The organism is Nocardioides ganghwensis (assembly GCF_014779655.1).
In the GTDB taxonomy this organism is placed as follows: domain Bacteria; phylum Actinomycetota; class Actinomycetes; order Propionibacteriales; family Nocardioidaceae; genus Nocardioides; species Nocardioides ganghwensis.
Map to the genome: position 1 here is coordinate 130596 of NZ_JACXYX010000005.1, position 18707 is coordinate 149302.

General features: G+C 72.4%; 18 protein-coding genes. 15 read left to right on the forward strand and 3 right to left on the reverse strand.

The window, feature by feature from the left end:
• Positions 1–3 precede the first annotated feature (3 nt).
• Positions 4–1098: a GNAT family N-acetyltransferase gene (locus IEZ24_RS22295; protein WP_207206783.1), complete on the forward strand. Its 1095-nt coding sequence runs from the start codon at positions 4–6 to the stop codon at positions 1096–1098.
• A 120-nt stretch (positions 1099–1218) separates the two neighbouring features.
• Here the strand turns inward: IEZ24_RS22295 and IEZ24_RS07645 are convergent, their stop codons facing one another.
• Positions 1219–2202 (reverse strand): ABC transporter ATP-binding protein, encoded by a 984-nt coding sequence (locus IEZ24_RS07645; RefSeq protein ID WP_129454898.1) that lies wholly within the window; start codon positions 2200–2202, stop codon positions 1219–1221.
• 3 nt (positions 2203–2205) lie between these two features.
• Here IEZ24_RS07645 and IEZ24_RS07650 point away from each other — a divergent pair, with 3 nt between their 5' ends.
• The 3 genes from IEZ24_RS07650 (at position 2206) to IEZ24_RS07660 (ending at position 4686) form a co-directional block, all read left to right on the forward strand.
• A complete protein-coding gene (locus IEZ24_RS07650) occupies positions 2206–2904 on the forward strand; it encodes an ABC transporter permease (RefSeq protein WP_129454897.1) in 699 nt (232 codons plus the stop codon).
• Entirely contained in the window at positions 2883–3674 is a 792-nt protein-coding gene (locus IEZ24_RS07655) for an ABC transporter permease (protein WP_242498455.1), read from the forward strand. The genes IEZ24_RS07650 and IEZ24_RS07655 overlap by 22 nt, the downstream gene beginning before the upstream one ends.
• Before the next feature lie 64 nt (positions 3675–3738).
• A complete protein-coding gene (locus tag IEZ24_RS07660; protein WP_129454896.1) occupies positions 3739–4686 on the forward strand; it encodes an ABC transporter substrate-binding protein in 948 nt (315 codons plus the stop codon).
• Here IEZ24_RS07660 and IEZ24_RS07665 read toward each other — a convergent pair whose 3' ends face one another.
• Positions 4687–5796, reverse strand: coding sequence for a glycosyltransferase family 2 protein (locus IEZ24_RS07665; RefSeq protein WP_129454895.1), 1110 nt, complete (start codon positions 5794–5796; stop codon positions 4687–4689).
• Positions 5797–5929: 133 nt separating this feature from the next.
• Here IEZ24_RS07665 and IEZ24_RS07670 point away from each other — a divergent pair, with 133 nt between their 5' ends.
• The 10 genes from IEZ24_RS07670 (at position 5930) to IEZ24_RS07715 (ending at position 16882) form a co-directional block, all read left to right on the forward strand.
• Entirely contained in the window at positions 5930–7024 is a 1095-nt protein-coding gene (locus IEZ24_RS07670; RefSeq protein ID WP_242498454.1) for a sulfotransferase family protein, read from the forward strand.
• On the forward strand, positions 7021–7971 hold the full coding sequence (locus tag IEZ24_RS07675) for a glycosyltransferase family 2 protein (RefSeq protein ID WP_129454894.1): 951 nt from the start codon (positions 7021–7023) through the stop codon (positions 7969–7971). Before IEZ24_RS07670 ends, IEZ24_RS07675 begins: the two co-directional genes overlap by 4 nt.
• Before the next feature lie 116 nt (positions 7972–8087).
• The gene (locus IEZ24_RS07680; RefSeq protein WP_129454893.1) at positions 8088–8990 is read left to right on the forward strand and encodes a Rossmann-like and DUF2520 domain-containing protein; all 903 of its coding nucleotides are present in this window, start codon (positions 8088–8090) and stop codon (positions 8988–8990) included.
• Positions 8987–9919, forward strand: coding sequence for a pantoate--beta-alanine ligase (gene panC / locus IEZ24_RS07685; protein ID WP_129454892.1), 933 nt, complete (start codon positions 8987–8989; stop codon positions 9917–9919). Before IEZ24_RS07680 ends, panC begins: the two co-directional genes overlap by 4 nt.
• A gap of 12 nt (positions 9920–9931) precedes the next feature.
• On the forward strand, positions 9932–10348 hold the full coding sequence (gene panD / locus IEZ24_RS07690) for an aspartate 1-decarboxylase (protein ID WP_129454891.1): 417 nt from the start codon (positions 9932–9934) through the stop codon (positions 10346–10348).
• A gap of 9 nt (positions 10349–10357) precedes the next feature.
• A complete protein-coding gene (locus IEZ24_RS07695; RefSeq protein ID WP_129454890.1) occupies positions 10358–12055 on the forward strand; it encodes an L-aspartate oxidase in 1698 nt (565 codons plus the stop codon).
• Complete coding sequence (gene nadC, locus IEZ24_RS07700) at positions 12052–12957, forward strand: carboxylating nicotinate-nucleotide diphosphorylase (protein WP_129454889.1); 906 nt, start codon at positions 12052–12054, stop codon at positions 12955–12957. The genes IEZ24_RS07695 and nadC overlap by 4 nt, the downstream gene beginning before the upstream one ends.
• On the forward strand, positions 12954–13724 hold the full coding sequence (locus IEZ24_RS07705; RefSeq protein ID WP_129454888.1) for a type III pantothenate kinase: 771 nt from the start codon (positions 12954–12956) through the stop codon (positions 13722–13724). Before nadC ends, IEZ24_RS07705 begins: the two co-directional genes overlap by 4 nt.
• 74 nt (positions 13725–13798) lie before the next feature.
• Entirely contained in the window at positions 13799–14125 is a 327-nt protein-coding gene (locus IEZ24_RS07710; RefSeq protein WP_129454887.1) for a histone-like nucleoid-structuring protein Lsr2, read from the forward strand.
• A 183-nt stretch (positions 14126–14308) separates the two neighbouring features.
• On the forward strand, positions 14309–16882 hold the full coding sequence (locus IEZ24_RS07715; RefSeq protein WP_129454886.1) for an ATP-dependent Clp protease ATP-binding subunit: 2574 nt from the start codon (positions 14309–14311) through the stop codon (positions 16880–16882).
• A 35-nt stretch (positions 16883–16917) separates the two neighbouring features.
• Here IEZ24_RS07715 and IEZ24_RS07720 read toward each other — a convergent pair whose 3' ends face one another.
• Entirely contained in the window at positions 16918–17799 is an 882-nt protein-coding gene (locus tag IEZ24_RS07720) for an HhH-GPD family protein (RefSeq protein WP_129454885.1), read from the reverse strand.
• 68 nt (positions 17800–17867) lie between these two features.
• On the opposite strand from IEZ24_RS07720, the gene IEZ24_RS07725 reads away from it, so the two are divergent.
• Positions 17868–18689, forward strand: a complete 822-nt coding sequence (locus IEZ24_RS07725) for a hypothetical protein (RefSeq protein ID WP_129454884.1) — start codon at positions 17868–17870, stop codon at positions 18687–18689.
• Positions 18690–18707 lie beyond the last annotated feature (18 nt).

Consider the following 18707-nt stretch of genomic DNA (forward strand, 5'->3'; position numbering starts at 1 on the left):
CCCGTGATCCCCGAGGACAACCGGTTCGAGAGCGACCCCGCCGACGCGCTGCCCGAGGACCCGGGACTTCCCGCGGGATGGTCCGCGGACAGTCCCGACGGTGACGACCCTGCCACGGTCGAGCGCCTCACCGAGCTCCTGCGCGCCCACGAGCGCGCCGGGCGCGGGTGGGCCGGGTCGGGCGAGGAGGAGGTCCTGGTCGAGGTCTCCGAGCGCGGCCTGGCGATGCGGGAGAACCTCGTCGTACGCGACCCGGACGGCCGGATCCAGGCCTGGGGCAGCGTGCACGACCGCGCCGAGGGCCGGATGCTGTTCGTCCACATCGTCGACCGCGACCTCGACGAGCGGCTCGCCGACCGGTGCAGCGACGTCCTCTTCGAGTGGGCCGAGGCCCAGGCGAAGGCCGTCGGCGCGGCCCGCGGCCTGGCCGAGCAGCAGATCGACACGGGCGCGTTCGCCGAGGACGAGCGCCAGCACGGCTGGCTCGAGGACGCCGGGTTCACCCGCGTGCGCACCTGGTGGCAGATGAGCCGGTCGGTGGAGGCCGCCGAGGCCGAGCTGGTGCCCGACCCGGCGCGCTGGGAGCGCCGGGGCGTGGTGTTCCGCCTGGTCGAGCGCCAGGGCGGACCCGACTCGGGAGGGATGCCCGACGAGGCGGACCTCCGCGCCGTCCACGACGTGCTGGAGGGTGCGTTCACCGACCACTTCAACTCCGCCGAGGAGACCTTCGACGAGTTCATCCACCGGCTCCGCGAGGACCCCGGCCACCGCTGGGACCACTGGTGGCTGGCCGAGATCACCGACGGCGACGAGGTCGAGCCCGCAGGCGCGCTGGTCGGCACCGTCAGCGAGTCGGCGACCGGGCCTGACGGGTCGTACGTCTCCTACCTCGGCGTGCTCGAGTCCGCCCGCGGCCGCGGCGTGGCCACCGGCCTGCTCCGCACGATCATCGCCGACGCGGCCTCGCGCGGCCGCGACCGCGTGGGCCTCGAGGTCGACGCCGACTCACCGACCGGCGCCGACGGGCTCTACACCTCGATGGGCTGGGGCACGAAGTACGTCACCGAGTCCTGGCACAAGGACGTGCCGGTCCAGTAGCCGGGACCGACGCGTCGAGACCAACGGTCGTCCGACAGTCCTTTCGGCGCGCTTCTCGACCGTTGCAACGGGCGGGAACATCAGCGATCACCGGGTACCCGGTGGTCGCCGCACCAAGCCTCAGCGCAGCGACTCGCGCAGCGCGCGGTGCACCCCGGCGGGCGTGAGCACGCCGAGGAAGGTCGGGCCGCGGCGTACGCCGACCATCGGCTTGTCGTCGCGCAGCATCGCGGCGAGCGCGTCCTCCAGCGAGGAGTCGATGTCGATCGCCGATCCCAGGTCGCCGGTGGAGACGCCGTCGAGCGGTTCGAGGTGGTCCTCTCGCAGCCGCGTGACCGTCAGCGTGCGCAGGCCGCCCGACCCCACGAAGTCGGCCACCTGCTCGTCGGCGGGACGGGCCAGCAGCTCGCCCGGGGTGGCGTACTGGGCGAGGCGCCCGCCGGCGGCGAAGACGGCGACCCGGTCACCCATCCGGATCGCCTCGTCGATGTCGTGGGTCACGAGCACGACGGTCTTGCCGAGCTCGGCCTGGAGCCGGCGGAACTCGTCCTGTAGGCGCCCGCGCACCACGGGGTCGACGGCGCCGAAGGGCTCGTCCATGAGCAGCACGGGCGGGTTGGCCGCGAGCGCGCGGGCCACGCCGACGCGCTGGCGCTGACCACCCGAGAGCTCGTGGGGGTAGCGGCGGGCGTACTGCTCCGGGTCGAGGCCGACCGTGGCGAGCAGCTCGTGCGCCCGCTCGCGGGCCGTGGCCTTGGACTCCCCGTAGAGCAGCGGCACGGTCATCACGTTCTGCTCGATGCGCTGGTGGGGGAACAGGCCGATCTGCTGGATGACGTAGCCGATGCCGCGGCGCAGCTCGACCGGGTCGACGTCGGTCACGTCCGTGCCGTCGAGCCAGATCCGGCCGGTGGTCGGCTCGATGAGCCGGTTGATCATCTTGAGCGTCGTGGACTTGCCGCAGCCCGAGGGGCCGACCAGGCAGACCATCTCGCCGCGAGCCACCTCGAGGTCGAGCTCGTGGACCGCGACGGTCCCGTCGGGGTAGGTCTTGCCCACGCCCTCGAGCCGGATCATCGGCTCGTCGCCCCGTGTAGCGTCCATGCGGTGACCATACTGGGGGCCGCCGACTCCGGACCGAGCTGCTACAGCCGGTTCGTCAACGAATGGTTCTGCTGGCAGTACGTCGAGGACCGCCACGAGCAGATCACCGACGCACTCGTCGAGCACGTCCTCATCACCTTCGCCGCCCTCCTCCTGGGCATCGCGATCGCGATCCCGCTGGCCCTGCTCGCGCGCCGCATCCCGCGCCTGGAGTCCGCGGTCCTCGGCTTCAGCACCGGGGTCTACACGGTTCCGTCGCTGGCCCTGCTGCCGCTCCTCGTGCCGTTCACCGGCCTGTCGGCGGCGACGGTGGTGATCGGCCTCGGCCTGTACGCCCTGACGATCCTCGTCCGCGCGCTCCTCGACGGACTCCGCTCGGTGCCCGACGAGGTGCGCGAGGCGGCCACCGGCCTGGGCTACGGACGCGCGCGGATGCTGACGCGCATCGAGATGCCGTTGGCGCTGCCGGTCGCGATGGCCGGCCTGCGGGTCGCCGCGGTGTCGACGATCGCCCTGACCACGGTGGGGACCCTGGTGGCCTACGGCGGTCTCGGCGACCTCATCGCCCACGGCGTGCAGCGTGACTTCCGCGCCGAGCTGATGACAGCGGCCGTGCTGTGCGTGGTGCTCGCGGTGCTGCTCGACGTGGTGCTGGTCGTGCTCCAGCGGGTGCTGACGCCGTGGACGGCGGGGGCGCGCTGATGGAGCTCTTCGCCGAGACCTGGCAGTACCTGCTCGACGCCGACAGCTGGACCGGTGGCGGCGGGCTCGTCGCACGCCTGCTGGAGCAGCTGCTGCTCACCGCGACCGCCCTCGCCGCGGCGATGCTGCTCGGCCTGCCGCTCGCGCTGTGGCTCGGCCACCTCGGGCGCGGCGGCTTCCTCGCCGTCAACGTGTCCAACGTCGGCCGCGCCGTGCCGACCTTCGCGCTGCTGGCCCTGCTGGTCGCGGCGGACTGGCCCGGCTCGGGGGACTTCGGTCCGTACGGCCGCGCCGGCCTCGCAACGCTGATCGCGCTCGTCCTCTTCGCGCTGCCGCCCCTCATCACCAACGGCTACGTCGGGATGCGCGAGGTGCCCTCCGACGTGCAGGAGGCCGCGGACGGCATGGGGATGTCACGCTCGCAGCGCTTCTGGCGCGTCGAGCTGCCCCTCGCGCTGCCGGTGGTGGCCTCCGGCGTACGCCTCGCGCTGGTGCAGGTGTGGGCGACCGCCACCATCGCCGCGCTCGTCGCCGGCCCCGGGCTCGGGCGCATCATCACCGAGGGCTTCGCCCGCAACGACTACGCCCAGGGCATGGCCGGGGCGGTGGTCGTCGCGCTCGTGGCGCTCGTGCTCGAGGTCGCCGCGGCCGCGGTCCAGCGTGCCGTCGACCCCATGCCGAGCGCACCGTCACGCACGTCGTCACCCGCTGGAGTGGAGCCGCTGTCGGAGGCCCCGGCTACGGTGGAAGAGGCTCCCACCGGGAGCTGAGCGGACTCGCTCGCATCACCGGACACGCGCGGCCTGCGCCGCGGGACACAGAAGGTTGACACTCATGCACGTACGACGTCCGCTGCTGGCGGTGACCGGGCTGGCCCTGACCGCCCTCCTGGCCGGCTGCGCCGGCGACGACCTCGCAGCCGAGAACGACGAGCCCACCTCGGGCACGGGCGGGGGCGAGGGCACGTCCGTGGTCATCGGCTCGCAGAGCTTCGACGAGGCCGCCCTCGTCACCGCGATGTACCAGCAGGTCCTCGAGGCCCAGGGCTACGAGGTCGAGACCCGCCTGGTCGACACCCGCCCGGTCTACCTCAACGAGATGCCCGACGCGGTCCAGATCGCCCCCGAGTACGTCGCCGGCATCGTCGACCAGCTCAACACCGACGCCAACGGTCCCGACGCCGAGCCGCTCTCGACCAGCGACGCCCAGGAGACGATCGACGCCGGTGCCGACCTGCTCGAGGAGAAGGGCATCACGCTGCTCGAGCCCTCCGAGGCCTTCTCCGCCAACGGCTACTTCACCAGCCAGGAGTTCTCCGACGCCGAGGGCGTCACCAAGCTGTCCGACCTCGAGGGCCAGTCCGTGACGCTCGCCGCCGCGCCCGACTGCAAGGGCCGCACCGACTGCGAGAAGGGCCTCGTCGACACCTACGGCATCGACATCACCCTCGAGCCGCTGGGCTACGCCTCCACCGAGACGTTCCAGGCGGTCCTCGACGGGGAGGCCGAGCTCGGCCAGACCAGCACGCTCGACGGCACGCTCGAGGAGCAGGGCCTGCTCCTGCTCGAGGACGACCGCGGCATCCAGCCCGCCCAGAACCTCATCCCGGCGGTGTCGACCGAGTTCCTCGCCGACAACCCCGAGATCGAGGGTCCGCTCAACGACCTGATGGCCGCGCTCGACAACGACACGCTCGGGCAGCTGCTCGTCAGTGTCCAGATCGACCGCGAGCAGCCGGCCGACGTCGCGCAGGAGTTCCTCGAGTCCGAGGGCCTCGTCTAGTCACACCTCGTGGTCCCGGAGCGCCAACGCCTCCGGGGCCACGGTGGTCTCGTCGACCACGGACCGGGGCACCGACAGCCGCCAGGCGCCGGTCCCGACGTCCTGGACCCGCGGTGCCGGTCCGTCGAGGGTGGCCGCCCACTCCATCAGCGAGGTGACCTCGGCGCGGCGGTCCTGCTCGACGAGCCAGCCCGCGAGCCGGTGCACCGGCGGCAGCCCGCTGTGCACCAGCGAGCGCTGCCCCCACAGCTCCAGCACCCCGGAGCGCAGCAGTCGCCACCACTCGGGCGTGCAGCCCGGCACCAGCAGGAAGTAGCGCCACAGGTCGCCCGCGAGCACCCGGTCGACGAAGACCTCCTCGACCTCGGCGGAGCCGTGCTCGCGGACCGCCGCGAGGGACATCCGCTTGGTCTCCCACCGGTCGGAGAGGTCCTGGACCGAGGAGGCCCGGGTCTGGGTGATCGAGCCCTCGCGGATCCGCCAGCGATAGACGACCTCGTCGAGGACGTCGAAGGTGCCGTCGAGGAAGGCCCGGGTCGTCGTCGGCTGGTCCTCGTAGCGGATCCCCTCGGGCCAGGCGAGGCCGGCGGCGTCCCAGGCGGATCGGCGCCACACCTTGTTCCACGCGAAGACGTCGCCGAGGATCTCCGGCCGGTCCTCCACCCGCGCGCCCCGGACTGGGCGGTGCAGCCGGCGCATCCACGGCGGCTCGACCAGCGCGTCACCCTCCCAGCGCACGATCGAACCCGTCGCGAAGTCGGAGCCCGACTCCTCGAGCGCGCCCACCAGGTCGGCGTACGCCGTCGCCGGCAGCACGTCGTCGGAGTCGAGGAACGCGAGGTAGTCGCCGCGCACGTGCGAGACCCCGAGGTTGCGGGCGGCGCCGAGGCCGCCGTTGACGGAGTGCACGACGCTGATCCGGTTGTCGCGACGCGCCCAGTCGTCGGCGATCTCACCGGTGCGGTCGGTGGCGCCGTCGTCGACGATCACCGCCTCCCATCTGCGGTGGGTCTGCGCGAGAAGCGAGCGGATGCAGTCGTCGAGGTAGTCCTCCACGCCCCACGCCGGGATCACGACGCCGACGAGGGGAGCCCGGGAGAACAGCCGCATGTCGGGAGCGTAGTTGGCAGCGACGAAGGAGCTGCCGGAGGAGCGACGAGGTCGAGCGAGCCCGCGACCGAGCCTGCGAGGTCGCGAGAGGCGCGTCGAAACCAGGACGCCGGCCGCCGGTAGGCTGCCCGCCGTGACCGAGCAGCCGAGAGCGATCGACGAGATGAACCCCGACGGAGTGCCGCGGAAGGTCCTCTTCGTCGCCGGCGCCGGCCGCAGCGGCACCAGCACGCTGGCCGGCATCGTCTCGAGGCTCGGCATGCACGTCCCGCTCCCCGAGGTGCCGCCGGACGACTCCAACCCGCGCGGCTTCAGCGAGCCGCAGTGGGTCGTCGACGTGCACGACGAGTGGCTCGCCGAGGCGCTGGTCCAGGTCAGCGACAGCCGCCCCGAGGCGTGGTTCGACACCGGCCGCATCTGCAGCCGCGAGCCCGCCCGCATCCGGGTCAGCGAGTGGCTCGAGCCGCACTTCGCCGAGCACCCCGAGCTCGTCGTGAAGGATCCCCGGCTGAGCTGGTTCCTCGGCCTGTGGCGGGTCGCGGCGATCCGTACGGGCGCGACGCCGGTGTTCGCCACGATGCTGCGCCCGCCGGCCGAGGTCGTCGGCTCCAAGCAGAAGTACTACGCCAACAAGCTCGGCTCGGCCCACCTCGCGGCGAGCTGGGTCAACATGCTGCTGCACACCGAGCGCGCCACCCGTCCCGCCCAGGGCGACGGGGGCCGGGTCTTCGTCCGCTACGAGGACCTGCTCACCGACTGGGTCAGGACCACCACGGCGCTCGGCCACGCCCTCGACCTCCAGACGATCATCCACACCCGCAGCGACCAGATCCGCGAGGTGCACCGCTTCATCGACCCCAACCTGCGCCGGGTCACCTCCACCCTCGACGACCTCGGGCTGCCCCGACGGCTCCACGAGCTCACCGCCGCCACGTGGGACGAGCTCAACAAGCTCGCCGACGAGGGCGGCGACACCGGGGCCGCCCACGCGACCTTCGACGAGCTCCGCGCGGAGTACGTCGACCTCTACGAGGAGGCCGCGGCGATCAGCCGCTCGACCGCCGAGCACGCCCGCCACCAGGCGCGCCGGCGAGCCCGGGCCGAGGCCGCCGAGGCGTCGAGGTCGCTCGCCGACCGGGTCCCCCACGACGTACGCGCCGCGATCCCGCCGTCCGTGCGCCGCGGCGTGCGCAAGGCCCTCGGACGCACCCGGGACGACCAGCCGTGACGATCCCCATCGGCTCCGGCCACGGCATCACCAACCTCGAGGGGCACAGCGACTTCGACATCGTGTGGCCGTGGAACCAGCCCGGCGGGCTGCGCCGCGGCGCGACGGCCGTGCTGCGGGTCAAGAACGAGGCGCCCGGCCTGCGGTTCGTCCTGCCCCCGCTGCTGCGGGCCTGCGACCACGTGCTGCTGGTCGACAACGGCTCCGACGACGGCACCGGCGAGGAGGCGCTGCGCGTCGCGGCCGAGCACGGGCTCTCGGACAGGTTCACGCTGAAGGAGTACCCCTTCCAGGTGGCCCGCGCCGGCGCCGAGCACCTCGCGGTCAACGAGCGCTCCGTGCACTCCCTGGCCTACTTCTACAACTGGTGCTTCTCCCACGTCCGCACCCGCTACTCGTGGAAGTGGGACGGCGACATGGTCCTCACCACCGAGGGGGAGGTGTCGATGGCCGACCTGTCCTGGCAGGTCGGGATGGCCGAGGCCGTCATCCGCTTCCCGCGCCACGGGCTCTACATCGAGTCGGACCGCAAGGCCTACCTCGACCTGGGCCTGCGCAACATCGAGGAGTGGGGCTTCCCGATGAGCCCCGACTACGTCTACACCAAGGCGCCGGAGTGGGAGATCCGTACGACTCCCGAGCGCATCGAGATGTTCGCGCTGCCGCAGGGGCTGTGCGTCGAGCTCAAGTGGCTCGACGGCGACGAGTTCGCCCACTGGACCAACCCGGAGTCCTTCGCGACCTCGATCCGCAACCGCCGCAAGCGCCGCGAGTGGCTGGTCTGGAACGCGCTCCACGACGGCGAGGTGCCCGAGGGGGTCGTGGAGATCACGTCGCCCGAGGGTGTCCACGTGGTCGACCACGTCACCCACGCCTGGCTCCCTCGTGCCCCGCGGCCGTTCGTCGTCGACGACCCCGACCACGCCAAGCTGCACCTGCGCGCCTGAGGCACGTGGCGTGCGTCACGCCCCCGGGGCGTTCCCACCACGGAATCCGCAGGCGTACGCTCGATGTTGATCGCAGTAGATCGGTACCCGCGAGGGACTGAAACGAAGAGGTCGACATGACGAAGCACCACATCGGCGTGGTCGGAGCGGGCCGCGTCGGCGCCGTCCTGGCAGCCGCACTCCGCGCCGCGGGCCACGACGTGGTCGCCGCCGCGGGCGAGTCCGACGCCTCCCGGGGCCGGATCGAGGCGCTGCTCCCGGGCGTACGCCCCGGCAAGCCGACCGACGTGGCGCGCGGCTGCGACCTCCTGCTGCTCACCGTGCCCGACGACATGCTCTCCAACGTCGTGACGATGCTGAGCGCGAGCGGCGCGATCCGTGAGGGCCAGGTCGTCGTGCACACCAGCGGCCGCCACGGGCTCGCCGTCCTCGAGCCCGCCCGGGCCGTCGGCGCCCGCACCGTCGCGATGCACCCGGCCATGACCTTCACCGGCACCGAGGTCGACCTGCCCCGGCTCGCCGGCTGCGTCTTCGGCGTCACCGCCGACGAGGCCGACCGCGAGCTCGTCGAGTCCCTCGTCGCCGACCTCGGCGGCCGTCCGATGTGGGTGCCGGAGGACCGACGCACGCTCTACCACGCCGGCCTCGCGCACGGTGCCAACCACCTCGTCACGCTCGTCGCCGAGGCGATGGAGATCCTCTCGGCCGCCGGCGCCGAGGACCCGGCCGCCACGCTGCGCCCCCTGCTCACCGCGGCGCTCGACAACTCCCTGGCCCAGGGCGACGCGGCGCTGACCGGCCCGATCGTCCGCGGCGACGTCGAGACCGTGCGCGCCCACGTCGCCGACCTGGTCGCCAACGCGCCGCAGACGCTCCCGTCCTACGTCGCGATGGCCCACGCCACGCTCGACCGGGCCGTGACCGACGGCCGGCTGCTGCCGATCCGGGCGTCCAAGATGCTGCGGGTCCTCGCGGCCGCCGAGGCGCACCTGCCGACCCCGATCGAACCGCGTCGATGACCTCGACCCCCGTCCTCGCGAGCACGCGCGAGGAGCTCGCCGGCCTGCTCGCGGAGCCCCGCCGGTCCGGTGAGCGCATCGCCTTCGTGCCCACCATGGGCGCCCTGCACGACGGCCACGCCAGCCTCATGCGTACGGCGCGTGCGGCCACGTCCGGGCCGGTCGTCGTCAGCATCTTCGTCAACCCGATGCAGTTCGCCCCGGCCGAGGACCTCGACCGCTACCCGCGCACCCTCGACGCCGACCTCGCGGTCTGCGCCGTCGAGGGCGTCGACGTCGTCTTCGCTCCGGGCGTCGAGGAGATGTACCCCGGCGGCTTCAGCCACGACTCCGTTCACGACGGCGTCACCGTCGCCCCCGGGGAGCTGGCCACGATCCTCGACGGAGAGTCCCGCCCCGGCCACTTCGACGGCGTCCTCACGGTCGTGGCCAAACTCTTCGGCCTGGTCCGGCCCGACGTCGCGGTCTTCGGGCAGAAGGACTACCAGCAGCTCGTCCTCATCCGCCGGATGGTCCGCGACCTCTGCCTCGGCATCGACATCGTGGGGGCGGAGACCGTGCGTGAGCCCGACGGCCTCGCCCTGTCCAGCCGCAACCGCTACCTCGACGCCGACGAGCGACAGGTGGCGACGACGCTGAGCCGGGCGCTCCGGGCGGCGCAGGAGCGCGCACCGTACGGCGTGCCGGCCGCGCGCTGGGCCGCGATGTCTGTCCTCAGGGAGGCGACGGCCGACGGGCTCGAGCTCGACTACCTCGCCCTCACCTCGCCCGACCTCGGCGAGGCGCCGGAGACCGGCGAGGGACGGATCCTCGTCGCCGCGCGGGTCGGCACCACGCGCCTGATCGACAACATGCCCATCGTCTTCGACCGCATCGCCCCCGATGCTCGACCGGCGGGGACCGCACCCGCGGCCTCGACCACCCCCTGAAAGGAACAGCCCATGCTGCGCACGATGATGAAGTCCAAGATCCACCGGGCCACCGTGACCCAGGCCGACCTCCACTACGTCGGGTCGGTGACCGTCGACGAGGACCTCCTCGACGCGGCCGACCTGCTGGCCGGCGAGCTGGTGCACATCGTCGACGTCACCAACGGCGCCCGCCTCGAGACGTACACGATCGCCGGCGAGCGCGGCTCGGGCGTCATCGGCATCAACGGCGCGGCCGCCCGCCTCGTGCACCCCGGCGACGTCGTCATCCTCATCGGCTACGGCCAGATGGAGACCGCGGAGGCCAAGGAGCACCAGCCGCACGTCGTCTTCGTCGACGCCGACAACAAGATCCTCGCGACGGGCTTCGACCCGGCCGAGACGTTCGGCGACGAGACGCTGAAGCGCGGCGACGCGCTCGCTCGGTAGCCTGCGCGGATGACATCGCACCGGCCGGTCCCGGGCCGCCTCCGCGCGCCCGCTCCCGGCTGGACCACCCGCGCCGACGTCGTGGTCGTCGGGTCCGGCATCGCCGGGCTCACCGCCGCGCTCCGCATCCACGCGGCTGATCCCTCGCTCCACCTGCTCGTCGTCACCAAGGACGTGCTCAACGCCGGCTCCACGCAGTGGGCCCAGGGCGGCATCGCCGCGGCCCTCGGACCGGGTGACACCCCCGGGCAGCACGAGCACGACACCCTCGTCGCCGGGGCGGGTGCGTGCGACGTCGAGGCCGTCCGCGTCCTGGTGACGGAGGGTCCCGACGCAGTACGTGAGCTGATCGCGCTGGGCACCCAGTTCGACCACCACCCGGACGGCGAGCTATCGCTGACCCGCGAGGGCGGCCACCTCCGCGACCGCATCGCCCACGCCGGGGGTGACGCCACCGGCGCCGAGATCCAGCGGGCCCTCATCGCCGCGGTCGAGCGCGCCCCCGAGATCGAGGTCATCCAGCACGCGCTCGCCGTCGACCTGCTCCGCGCCGCGGACGGCGGGGTGGCTGGCCTGACCCTGCACGTCCTCGGTGAGGGCCAGCACGACGGCGTCGGCGCGGTGCACTGCCGCGCGGTGGTGCTCGCCTCCGGTGGGCTGGGGCAGGTGTTCAGCCAGTCCACCAACCCGAGCGTCGCCACGGGCGACGGGATGGCGCTCGCGATGCGTGCCGGTGCCCGGCTGCGCGACCTCGAGTTCGTCCAGTTCCACCCCACGGTGATGTGGCTCGGTCCCGAGTCGCAGGGACAGCAGCCGCTGATCTCCGAGGCGGTGCGTGGCGAGGGCGCGTTCCTCGTCGACTTCGGCGGCGCCCGCTTCATGCAGGGCGAGCACGAGCTGGCCGACCTCGCACCCCGCGACGTCGTGGCCAAGGCGATCACCCGCCGGATGATCGAGACCGGCAAGCCGCACATGTGGCTCGACGCGCGTCACCTGGGCGACGAGTTCTGGGCGCGGCGCTTCCCCACCATCCTGGGGGTGTGCCGCGAGCACGGCGTCGACCCGGTCACCGAGCTGATCCCGGTCGCGCCGGCCCAGCACTACGCCTCGGGCGGCGTCGCCACCGACCTGTGGGGGCGTACGTCCGTGCCGGGCCTCTACGCGACGGGCGAGGTCGCCTGCTCCGGCGTCCACGGCGCCAACCGGCTGGCCTCCAACTCGCTCCTCGAGGGCCTCGTGTTCTCCCGCCGCATCGCCGACGTGCTGCCGGGCGAGCTCCGCGCCTGGGCCGATCCCGTCACCGACGAGCGGCGCGAGGGGCTGGTGTCGGGGGAGCGGCGCGCGGAGATGCAGGACGTGATGACCTCGCGGGTAGGCGTGCTCCGGCAGGCCGACGGCATCACCGAGGCGCTCGCCGTCCTCGGCTCGCTCGACCACGGCGACGCCGAGGTCGGGACGGCGGCGTGGGAGACGACCAACCTGCTCACGGTCAGCACCGCGCTGGCCGAGGCGGCGGCGCTGCGCACCGAGACCCGCGGGTCGCACTGGCGTGAGGACTTCCCCGACCGCGACGACAGCAGGGCAGGCCACGTCGACTCGTGGCTCGAGGCCGACGGCACCGTCGCGGCGGAGTGGACGTACGCCCCCTCGACCGACCCCTCGACCGACCCCTCGACCACCCCCTCGACAGTGGAGGCCACGGCATGACCAGGCTCGACGACGTGCCCGTGGACCTGCGCGACGAGCTGACCGCCGCCGGGCTCGACCCCGCACACGTCTGGGAGGTCGTCGGGCGCGCGCTCGAGGAGGACCTGCCTGACCACCGGATGGACGACCCGACCAGCTCCTCCACCATCGCGCACGACGCCCGCGGCGAAGCCGTGTTCGCCGCCCGCGAGCCCGGCGTCGTCGCGGGCCTCGGCGTCGGGGCGGTCGCGTTCTTCGCGGTCGGCGCCGACGCCACCATCACCGACCGCCTCCCCGACGGCACCCGGGTCGAGAAGGGCGACGTCGTCATGCGCGTCACCGGCCTCACCCAGCGGATGTTGGTCGCCGAGCGGACCGCCCTCAACCTCGCCTGCCACCTCTCCGGCATCGCCACCGCCACGTCGCGCTGGGTCGACGCGCTGGCCGGCTCGCCCACGCGGGTGCTCGACACCCGCAAGACGCTGCCCGGCCTGCGCGCGCTGCAGAAGTACGCCGTGCGCTGCGGCGGCGGCGTCAACCACCGCACCAGCCTCCAGGACATGGCGATGGTCAAGGACAACCACGTCATCGCCGCCGGTGGCGTGCTGCCCGCACTGGAGGCGATCCGGGGGCGCTTCGCCGGGCTGCCGGTCGAGGTCGAGGTGACCACCCTCGACCAGCTCGACGAGCTGCTCGCGCTCCCCGAGCCGCCCGAGCGCATCCTGCTCGACAACATGGGCGACGAGCTGATGACCGAGGCCGTACGCCGCACCGCGGGCCGCGTGCCGCTCGAGGCCAGCGGCGGGATCACCCTCGCGCGGGCCGGCCGCATCGGCGCGACCGGCGTCGACTTCGTGTCGGTCGGGGCGCTCACCCACTCGGTCGTGGTCTTCGACATCGGCATGGACTTGACCACCCCATGAGCCTGCTCGCGGCCGACATCGGCAACAGCCACACGTTCCTCGGCCTGCTCGACGGCGACGAGGTCACCGCCCACTGGCGTGTGAACAGCGACGAGCGCCGTACGGCCGACGAGTGGTCGATCGTGATCCGCGGGCTGCTCGGCGACCGCATCGACGACGTCGACGGCATCTCGGTGTGCGCGACCGTCCCGGCCGTCCTGCACGAGTGGCGGGAGATGTTGGAGCGGCACTTCGGCGACGTCCCCTCGATCGTGGTCGAGCCCGGCGTGCGCACCGGGATCCCGGTGCTGATGGACAACCCGCGCGAGGTCGGCACCGACCGGATCGTGAACTCGCTCGCCGCCGCGACGCTCTACGGCGGTCCGGCCATCGTCGTCGACTTCGGCACGGCCACGACGTTCGACGTCGTCAACGGCGCGGGCCAGTACGTCGGCGGTGCGATCTCACCGGGCATCGAGACATCCCTCGAGGCGCTCGGTCGCCGCGGCGCCCAGCTGCGCAAGGTCGAGCTCGTCCGGCCGCGTTCGGTGATCGCCAAGAACACCGTCGAGGCCCTCCAGAGCGGCATGGTCTTCGGTGTCGCGGCGCAGGTCGAGGGCCTGGTGGCGCGGATGATCGCCGAGCTCGGAGTGCCGGTCGAGGACGTCACAGTCATTTCGACGGGCCATTTGGCCGCGCTTCTCGTCGACGATTGTGCGTGTTTCACCGAGCATTCTCCGTGGCTGACGCTGCAGGGATTGCGGCTCGTTTTCGAGCGCAATTCCTGAGTCCTTTTGTGCTGTGTGGTGAATTGCTGCCACAATCGCATTCACGGGGCCCGCCGAATGCAAAGGAAACGACCATGGCACAAAAGGTCAACATCGTTCTCGTCGACGACCTCGACGGCACCGAGGCCACCGAGACGGTGACCTTCGGCCTCGACGGCACCACCTACGAGATCGACCTCAACGACGCCAACGCCGCCGCCCTGCGCGAGGCCATGAGCGGCTACGTCGGCCACGCCCGCAAGGTGACCGGTGGCGGTCGCCGCGGCCGCAAGTCGAGCGGCGGTTCGTCGTCGTCCAACACCAAGGACGTCCGCGAGTGGGCCAAGGCCCAGGGCATGGACGTCTCGGAGCGCGGTCGCATCTCCGCCGACGTCCAGCAGGCGTACGACGCCGCCCACTGACCTCCGTCTCCCGGCGACACAGCGCTCGCGAACGGCCCCGGCACCTGCCGGGGCCGTTCGCTGTGAGCGGACGCTCTGGTGAGTCGGGCGGGAACACGTAGGCTGAGGTCGGGCGTTGAGCCCAGTGTTCGCGCTCCCGTCCCGCGGGAGGCAGGCGGACCACGCAGACGTAGAGGAGCGCACATGTTCGAGCGGTTCACCGACCGAGCCCGGCGAGTTGTCGTGCTGGCCCAGGAAGAGGCCCGCATGCTCTCCCACAACTACATCGGGACCGAGCACATCCTGCTCGGCCTCATCCACGAGGGCGAAGGCGTCGCCGCCAAGGCCCTCGAGTCCCTCGACATCTCCCTGGAGGCCGTGCGCGCCCAGGTCGAGGAGATCATCGGCCAGGGCCAGCAGGCCCCGTCCGGCCACATCCCCTTCACCCCGCGCGCCAAGAAGGTGCTCGAGCTCTCGCTGCGCGAGGCGCTCCAGCTCGGCCACTCCTACATCGGCACCGAGCACATCCTGCTCGGCCTGATCCGGGAGGGCGAGGGCGTCGCGGCCCAGGTCCTGCAGAAGCTCGGCGCCGACCTCAACCGGGTCCGCCAGCAGGTCATCCAGCTGCTCAGCGGCTTCCAGGGCAAGGAGTCGGCCACGGCCGGCGCCCAGACCTCCGGTTCCGGCGGCGAGGCGCCGTCCAGCTCGCTGGTCCTCGACCAGTTCGGCCAGAACCTCACCCAGGCCGCGCGCGAGGGCAAGCTCGACCCGGTCATCGGCCGTGAGCAGGAGATCGAGCGCGTCATGCAGATCCTGTCGCGCCGTACGAAGAACAACCCCGTCCTCATCGGCGAGCCCGGTGTCGGCAAGACCACCATCGTGGCCGGCCTCGCCCAGGACATCGTCAAGGGCAACGTGCCGGAGACGCTGAAGGACAAGCAGATCTACACGCTCGACCTCGGCGCTCTCGTCGCCGGGTCGCGCTACCGCGGTGACTTCGAGGAGCGCCTCAAGAAGGTGCTCAAGGAGATCCGCACCCGCGGCGACATCGTGCTGTTCATCGACGAGATCCACACCCTCGTCGGTGCCGGTGCGGCCGAGGGCGCGATCGACGCCGCCAGCATCCTCAAGCCGATGCTGGCCCGCGGCGAGCTGCAGACCATCGGTGCCACCACGCTCGACGAGTACCGCAAGTACCTCGAGAAGGACGCCGCGCTCGAGCGCCGCTTCCAGCCGATCCAGGTGCAGGAGCCCTCGATCGCGCACACCATCGAGATGCTCAAGGGCCTGCGCGACCGCTACGAGGCGCACCACCGCGTCACCATCACCGACGAGGCCCTGGTCTCCGCCGCGACGCTGGCCGACCGCTACATCTCCGACCGGTTCCTGCCGGACAAGGCGATCGACCTCATCGACGAGGCGGGCTCGCGACTGCGCATCCGCCGGATGACCGCACCGCCGGACCTGCGCGAGTACGACGAGAAGATCGCCGACGTGCGCCAGCGCAAGGAGGCGGCGATCGACGGGCAGGACTTCGAGGCCGCGGCACGGCTGCGCGACGAGGAGAAGCAGCTCTCCGCCCGCCGTGCCGAGCGCGAGAAGCAGTGGCGCGCCGGTGACCTCGACGAGATCGCCGAGGTCGACGAGGAGCTGATCGCCGAGGTTCTGGCCGTCGCCACGGGCATCCCGATCGTCAAGCTCTCCGAGGAGGAGTCCACCCGCCTGCTCAAGATGGAGGACGAGCTGCACAAGCGCGTCATCGGGCAGGAGGAGGCCGTCAAGGCCCTCAGCCGCGCGATCCGTCGTACGCGTGCCGGGCTCAAGGACCCCAAGCGCCCCGGCGGCTCGTTCATCTTCGCCGGCCCCTCCGGCGTCGGCAAGACGTGGCTGTCCAAGACGCTCGCCGAGTTCCTCTTCGGCGACGAGGACGCGCTGATCCAGCTCGACATGAGCGAGTTCTCCGAGAAGCACACGGTGTCGCGCCTGTTCGGCTCGCCTCCCGGCTACGTCGGCTACGAGGAGGGCGGCCAGCTCACCGAGAAGGTGCGCCGCAAGCCGTTCAGCGTGGTGCTCTTCGACGAGGTCGAGAAGGCGCACCCCGACATCTTCAACAGCCTGCTGCAGATCCTCGAGGAGGGTCGCCTGACGGATTCCCAGGGTCGCGTCGTCGACTTCAAGAACACCGTCATCATCATGACCACCAACCTCGGCACGCGCGACATCTCCAAGAGCGTCAACCTCGGCTTCGGCCAGACCGGCGATGCCGCGGGCTCCTACGAGCGGATGAAGAGCAAGGTGTCGGAGGAGCTCAAGCAGCACTTCCGCCCCGAGTTCCTCAACCGTGTCGACGAGATCGTGGTCTTCCCGCCGCTGTCGCGCGAGCAGATCATCGCGATGGTGGACAACATGATCGACGCCGTCGAGCTGCGGCTCAAGGACCGCGACATGTCGCTCGAGCTCACGCAGCCCGCCAAGGACCTGCTGGCCGAGCGCGGCTTCGACCCGGTCCTCGGTGCCCGACCGCTGCGCCGCACGGTGCAGCGCGAGATCGAGGACGTGCTCGCCGAGAAGATGCTCTTCGGCGAGGTCGGCCCCGGCCAGATCGTGCTGGTGGACGTCGAGGGCGAGGGCGTGGAGGCGAAGTTCACCTTCCGCGGCCAGAAGAACTCCGCCGTCCCCGACATGCCGCCGCTCGAGACGGTGGTCGAGGGTCCGGTCGGCGACGGTCCGGACGACTCGGCCGGCCCGACGGACGTGCCGAAGGCCAACGAGTCCTGAGCAGCGAGGCCTGATCGACGCAGGTCGTCAGCAGATCACCCCGGGAGCGCCCAGCGCCCCGGGGTGACCTGCGTCAGGAGCCCGTCGGCGACCAGGCCGGTCAGGCACCGCTCGCGCTGGTCCGTGGCCGGCCACGCCGCCGCGACCTGGTCGGCCGAGACCGAGTCGCCCTCGCGCGCCAGCGCCATGATGCGTCCGCGGCACTGCCGGTCGGTGCCGTCCCACGCCTGGCCGCGCCGGGGCGGGCCGTCGTACGCCGGGAAGCCGGCCGCTCGCCACCTGCACTCCGTCGCGATCGGGCAGGCGTCGCACGCCGGCCGGCGCGCGGTGCACACGAGCGCGCCGAGCTCCATCGTCGCGACGGCCCACGTGGCTGCCGTGGGCTCGTCGGCGGGGAGCAGCGCGGTCGCCACGTCGCGCTCGGCGCGGGTGACGGCCGGCGCGGGGAGCTCCCGGCCGGAGACCGCGCGCACCAGGACCCGCCGGACGTTGGTGTCGAGGACGACGTGCCGCTGGCCGAAGGCGAAGCTGGCGACGGCGGAGGCGGTGTAGTCCCCGACGCCGGGCAGCGCGACCAGGTCGTCGTACGAGCGGGGCACCTCTCCGTCGTGCCGCTCGACGATCGCCACGGCGGCGGCGTGCAGCCGCAGGGCGCGGCGCGGGTAGCCGAGCCGGCCCCACATGCGTACGGCCTCGCCGGTGGTGTCCGCGGCCAGGTCGGCGGGCGCGGGCCAGCGCTCCAGCCAGGCCGCGTGCACCGGGAGCACCCGGACGACGGGAGTCTGCTGGAGCATGAACTCGCTGACCATCACCGACCAGGGCGTCGCGGCCTCCCCGCGCCAGGGCAGCTCGCGCGCGTGGGTGTCGTACCAGTCGAGCACGGCGTCGTGCAGCGCACGGGTCTCGGGGGCGTCCATCGCCCGCGATCGTAGGTGAGCCGGTGCGCCTCCGCAGAGACGGGCCGCTCGCTGCCTAGCCTGACCCCATGGCGACGACCGTACGACCTCGCGGGCCGCTGCCGGCCCGGGTCTACTGGACCCGGCGCCTCGTGGTCATCGGCATCCCGCTGCTGCTCGTCGTCGTGCTCGCGCGCGTGCTCGGCGGCTCGTCCGACGCCAGGGACGGCGGGGGCGGGACCGCCACGCAGGCGGGTGCCACGGTCGAGACCACCCCGGCCCCGGTCGCGGGGCCGACCTCGCAGGTGGCGCCCGGCAAGGGCAAGAAGGGCAAGAAGGGCAGGAAGCGCGACCAGGTCCCGCAGGAGACCGTTCCGCCGGAGCCGGTCCTGGCCGAGCCGTCAGGGCCGTGCGAGCCGTCCGACATCGTCGCCACCCCGGCGATCGCGTCGGCCGCCGGTGGCGCCGACATCCCGATCACGATCAACCTGCGCACCGTCGTCACCGAGGCCTGCACGTGGCAGGCGTCGCCGGAGACGATGACCGTGACCATCACGTCCGGCAGCGACTACATCTGGAGCAGCCGGGAGTGCCCCGCGTCCATCCCCCCGCAGGACGTCGTGGTCCGGCAGGCCGTCGACGCGCCCGTCGTCGTCACGTGGTCGGCGCGCCGCTCCGACGAGGGATGCACGAGGTGGACCGACTGGGCGAGGGTCGGCTTCTACCACGTGCAGGCCGCCGCCCTGGGCGGACAGGGCACCGACGTCCAGTTCGAGCTGGTCGGTCGGCAGCCCGAGGTGATCACCCAGACCGCCGAGCCGCAGCAGCAGGGCGGCAAGAAGAACCGGGACAAGGACACGGACACCTCGCACACGCCCGGTGAGGACGGCGCGGGCAACTCCGCCGGCTGAGTGCCGTAGTCAGGCCCT

Bases quoted from the DNA above. Each gene is read 5' to 3' on its own strand.
- IEZ24_RS07705 (WP_129454888.1), top strand. From the start codon at position 12,954: ATGAGCCTGCTCGCGGCCGACATCGGCAACAGCCACACGTTCCTCGGC.
- IEZ24_RS07720 (WP_129454885.1), bottom strand. From the start codon at position 17,799: ATGGACGCCCCCGAGACCCGTGCGCTGCACGACGCCGTGCTCGACTGG.
- IEZ24_RS07695 (WP_129454890.1), top strand. From the start codon at position 10,358: ATGACATCGCACCGGCCGGTCCCGGGCCGCCTCCGCGCGCCCGCTCCC.
- IEZ24_RS07710 (WP_129454887.1), top strand. From the start codon at position 13,799: ATGGCACAAAAGGTCAACATCGTTCTCGTCGACGACCTCGACGGCACC.
- IEZ24_RS07660 (WP_129454896.1), top strand. From the start codon at position 3,739: ATGCACGTACGACGTCCGCTGCTGGCGGTGACCGGGCTGGCCCTGACC.
- panD (WP_129454891.1), top strand. From the start codon at position 9,932: ATGCTGCGCACGATGATGAAGTCCAAGATCCACCGGGCCACCGTGACC.
- nadC (WP_129454889.1), top strand. From the start codon at position 12,052: ATGACCAGGCTCGACGACGTGCCCGTGGACCTGCGCGACGAGCTGACC.
- IEZ24_RS07680 (WP_129454893.1), top strand. From the start codon at position 8,088: ATGACGAAGCACCACATCGGCGTGGTCGGAGCGGGCCGCGTCGGCGCC.
- panC (WP_129454892.1), top strand. From the start codon at position 8,987: ATGACCTCGACCCCCGTCCTCGCGAGCACGCGCGAGGAGCTCGCCGGC.
- IEZ24_RS07715 (WP_129454886.1), top strand. From the start codon at position 14,309: ATGTTCGAGCGGTTCACCGACCGAGCCCGGCGAGTTGTCGTGCTGGCC.
- IEZ24_RS07725 (WP_129454884.1), top strand. From the start codon at position 17,868: ATGGCGACGACCGTACGACCTCGCGGGCCGCTGCCGGCCCGGGTCTAC.
- IEZ24_RS07665 (WP_129454895.1), bottom strand. From the start codon at position 5,796: ATGCGGCTGTTCTCCCGGGCTCCCCTCGTCGGCGTCGTGATCCCGGCG.
- IEZ24_RS07645 (WP_129454898.1), bottom strand. From the start codon at position 2,202: ATGGACGCTACACGGGGCGACGAGCCGATGATCCGGCTCGAGGGCGTG.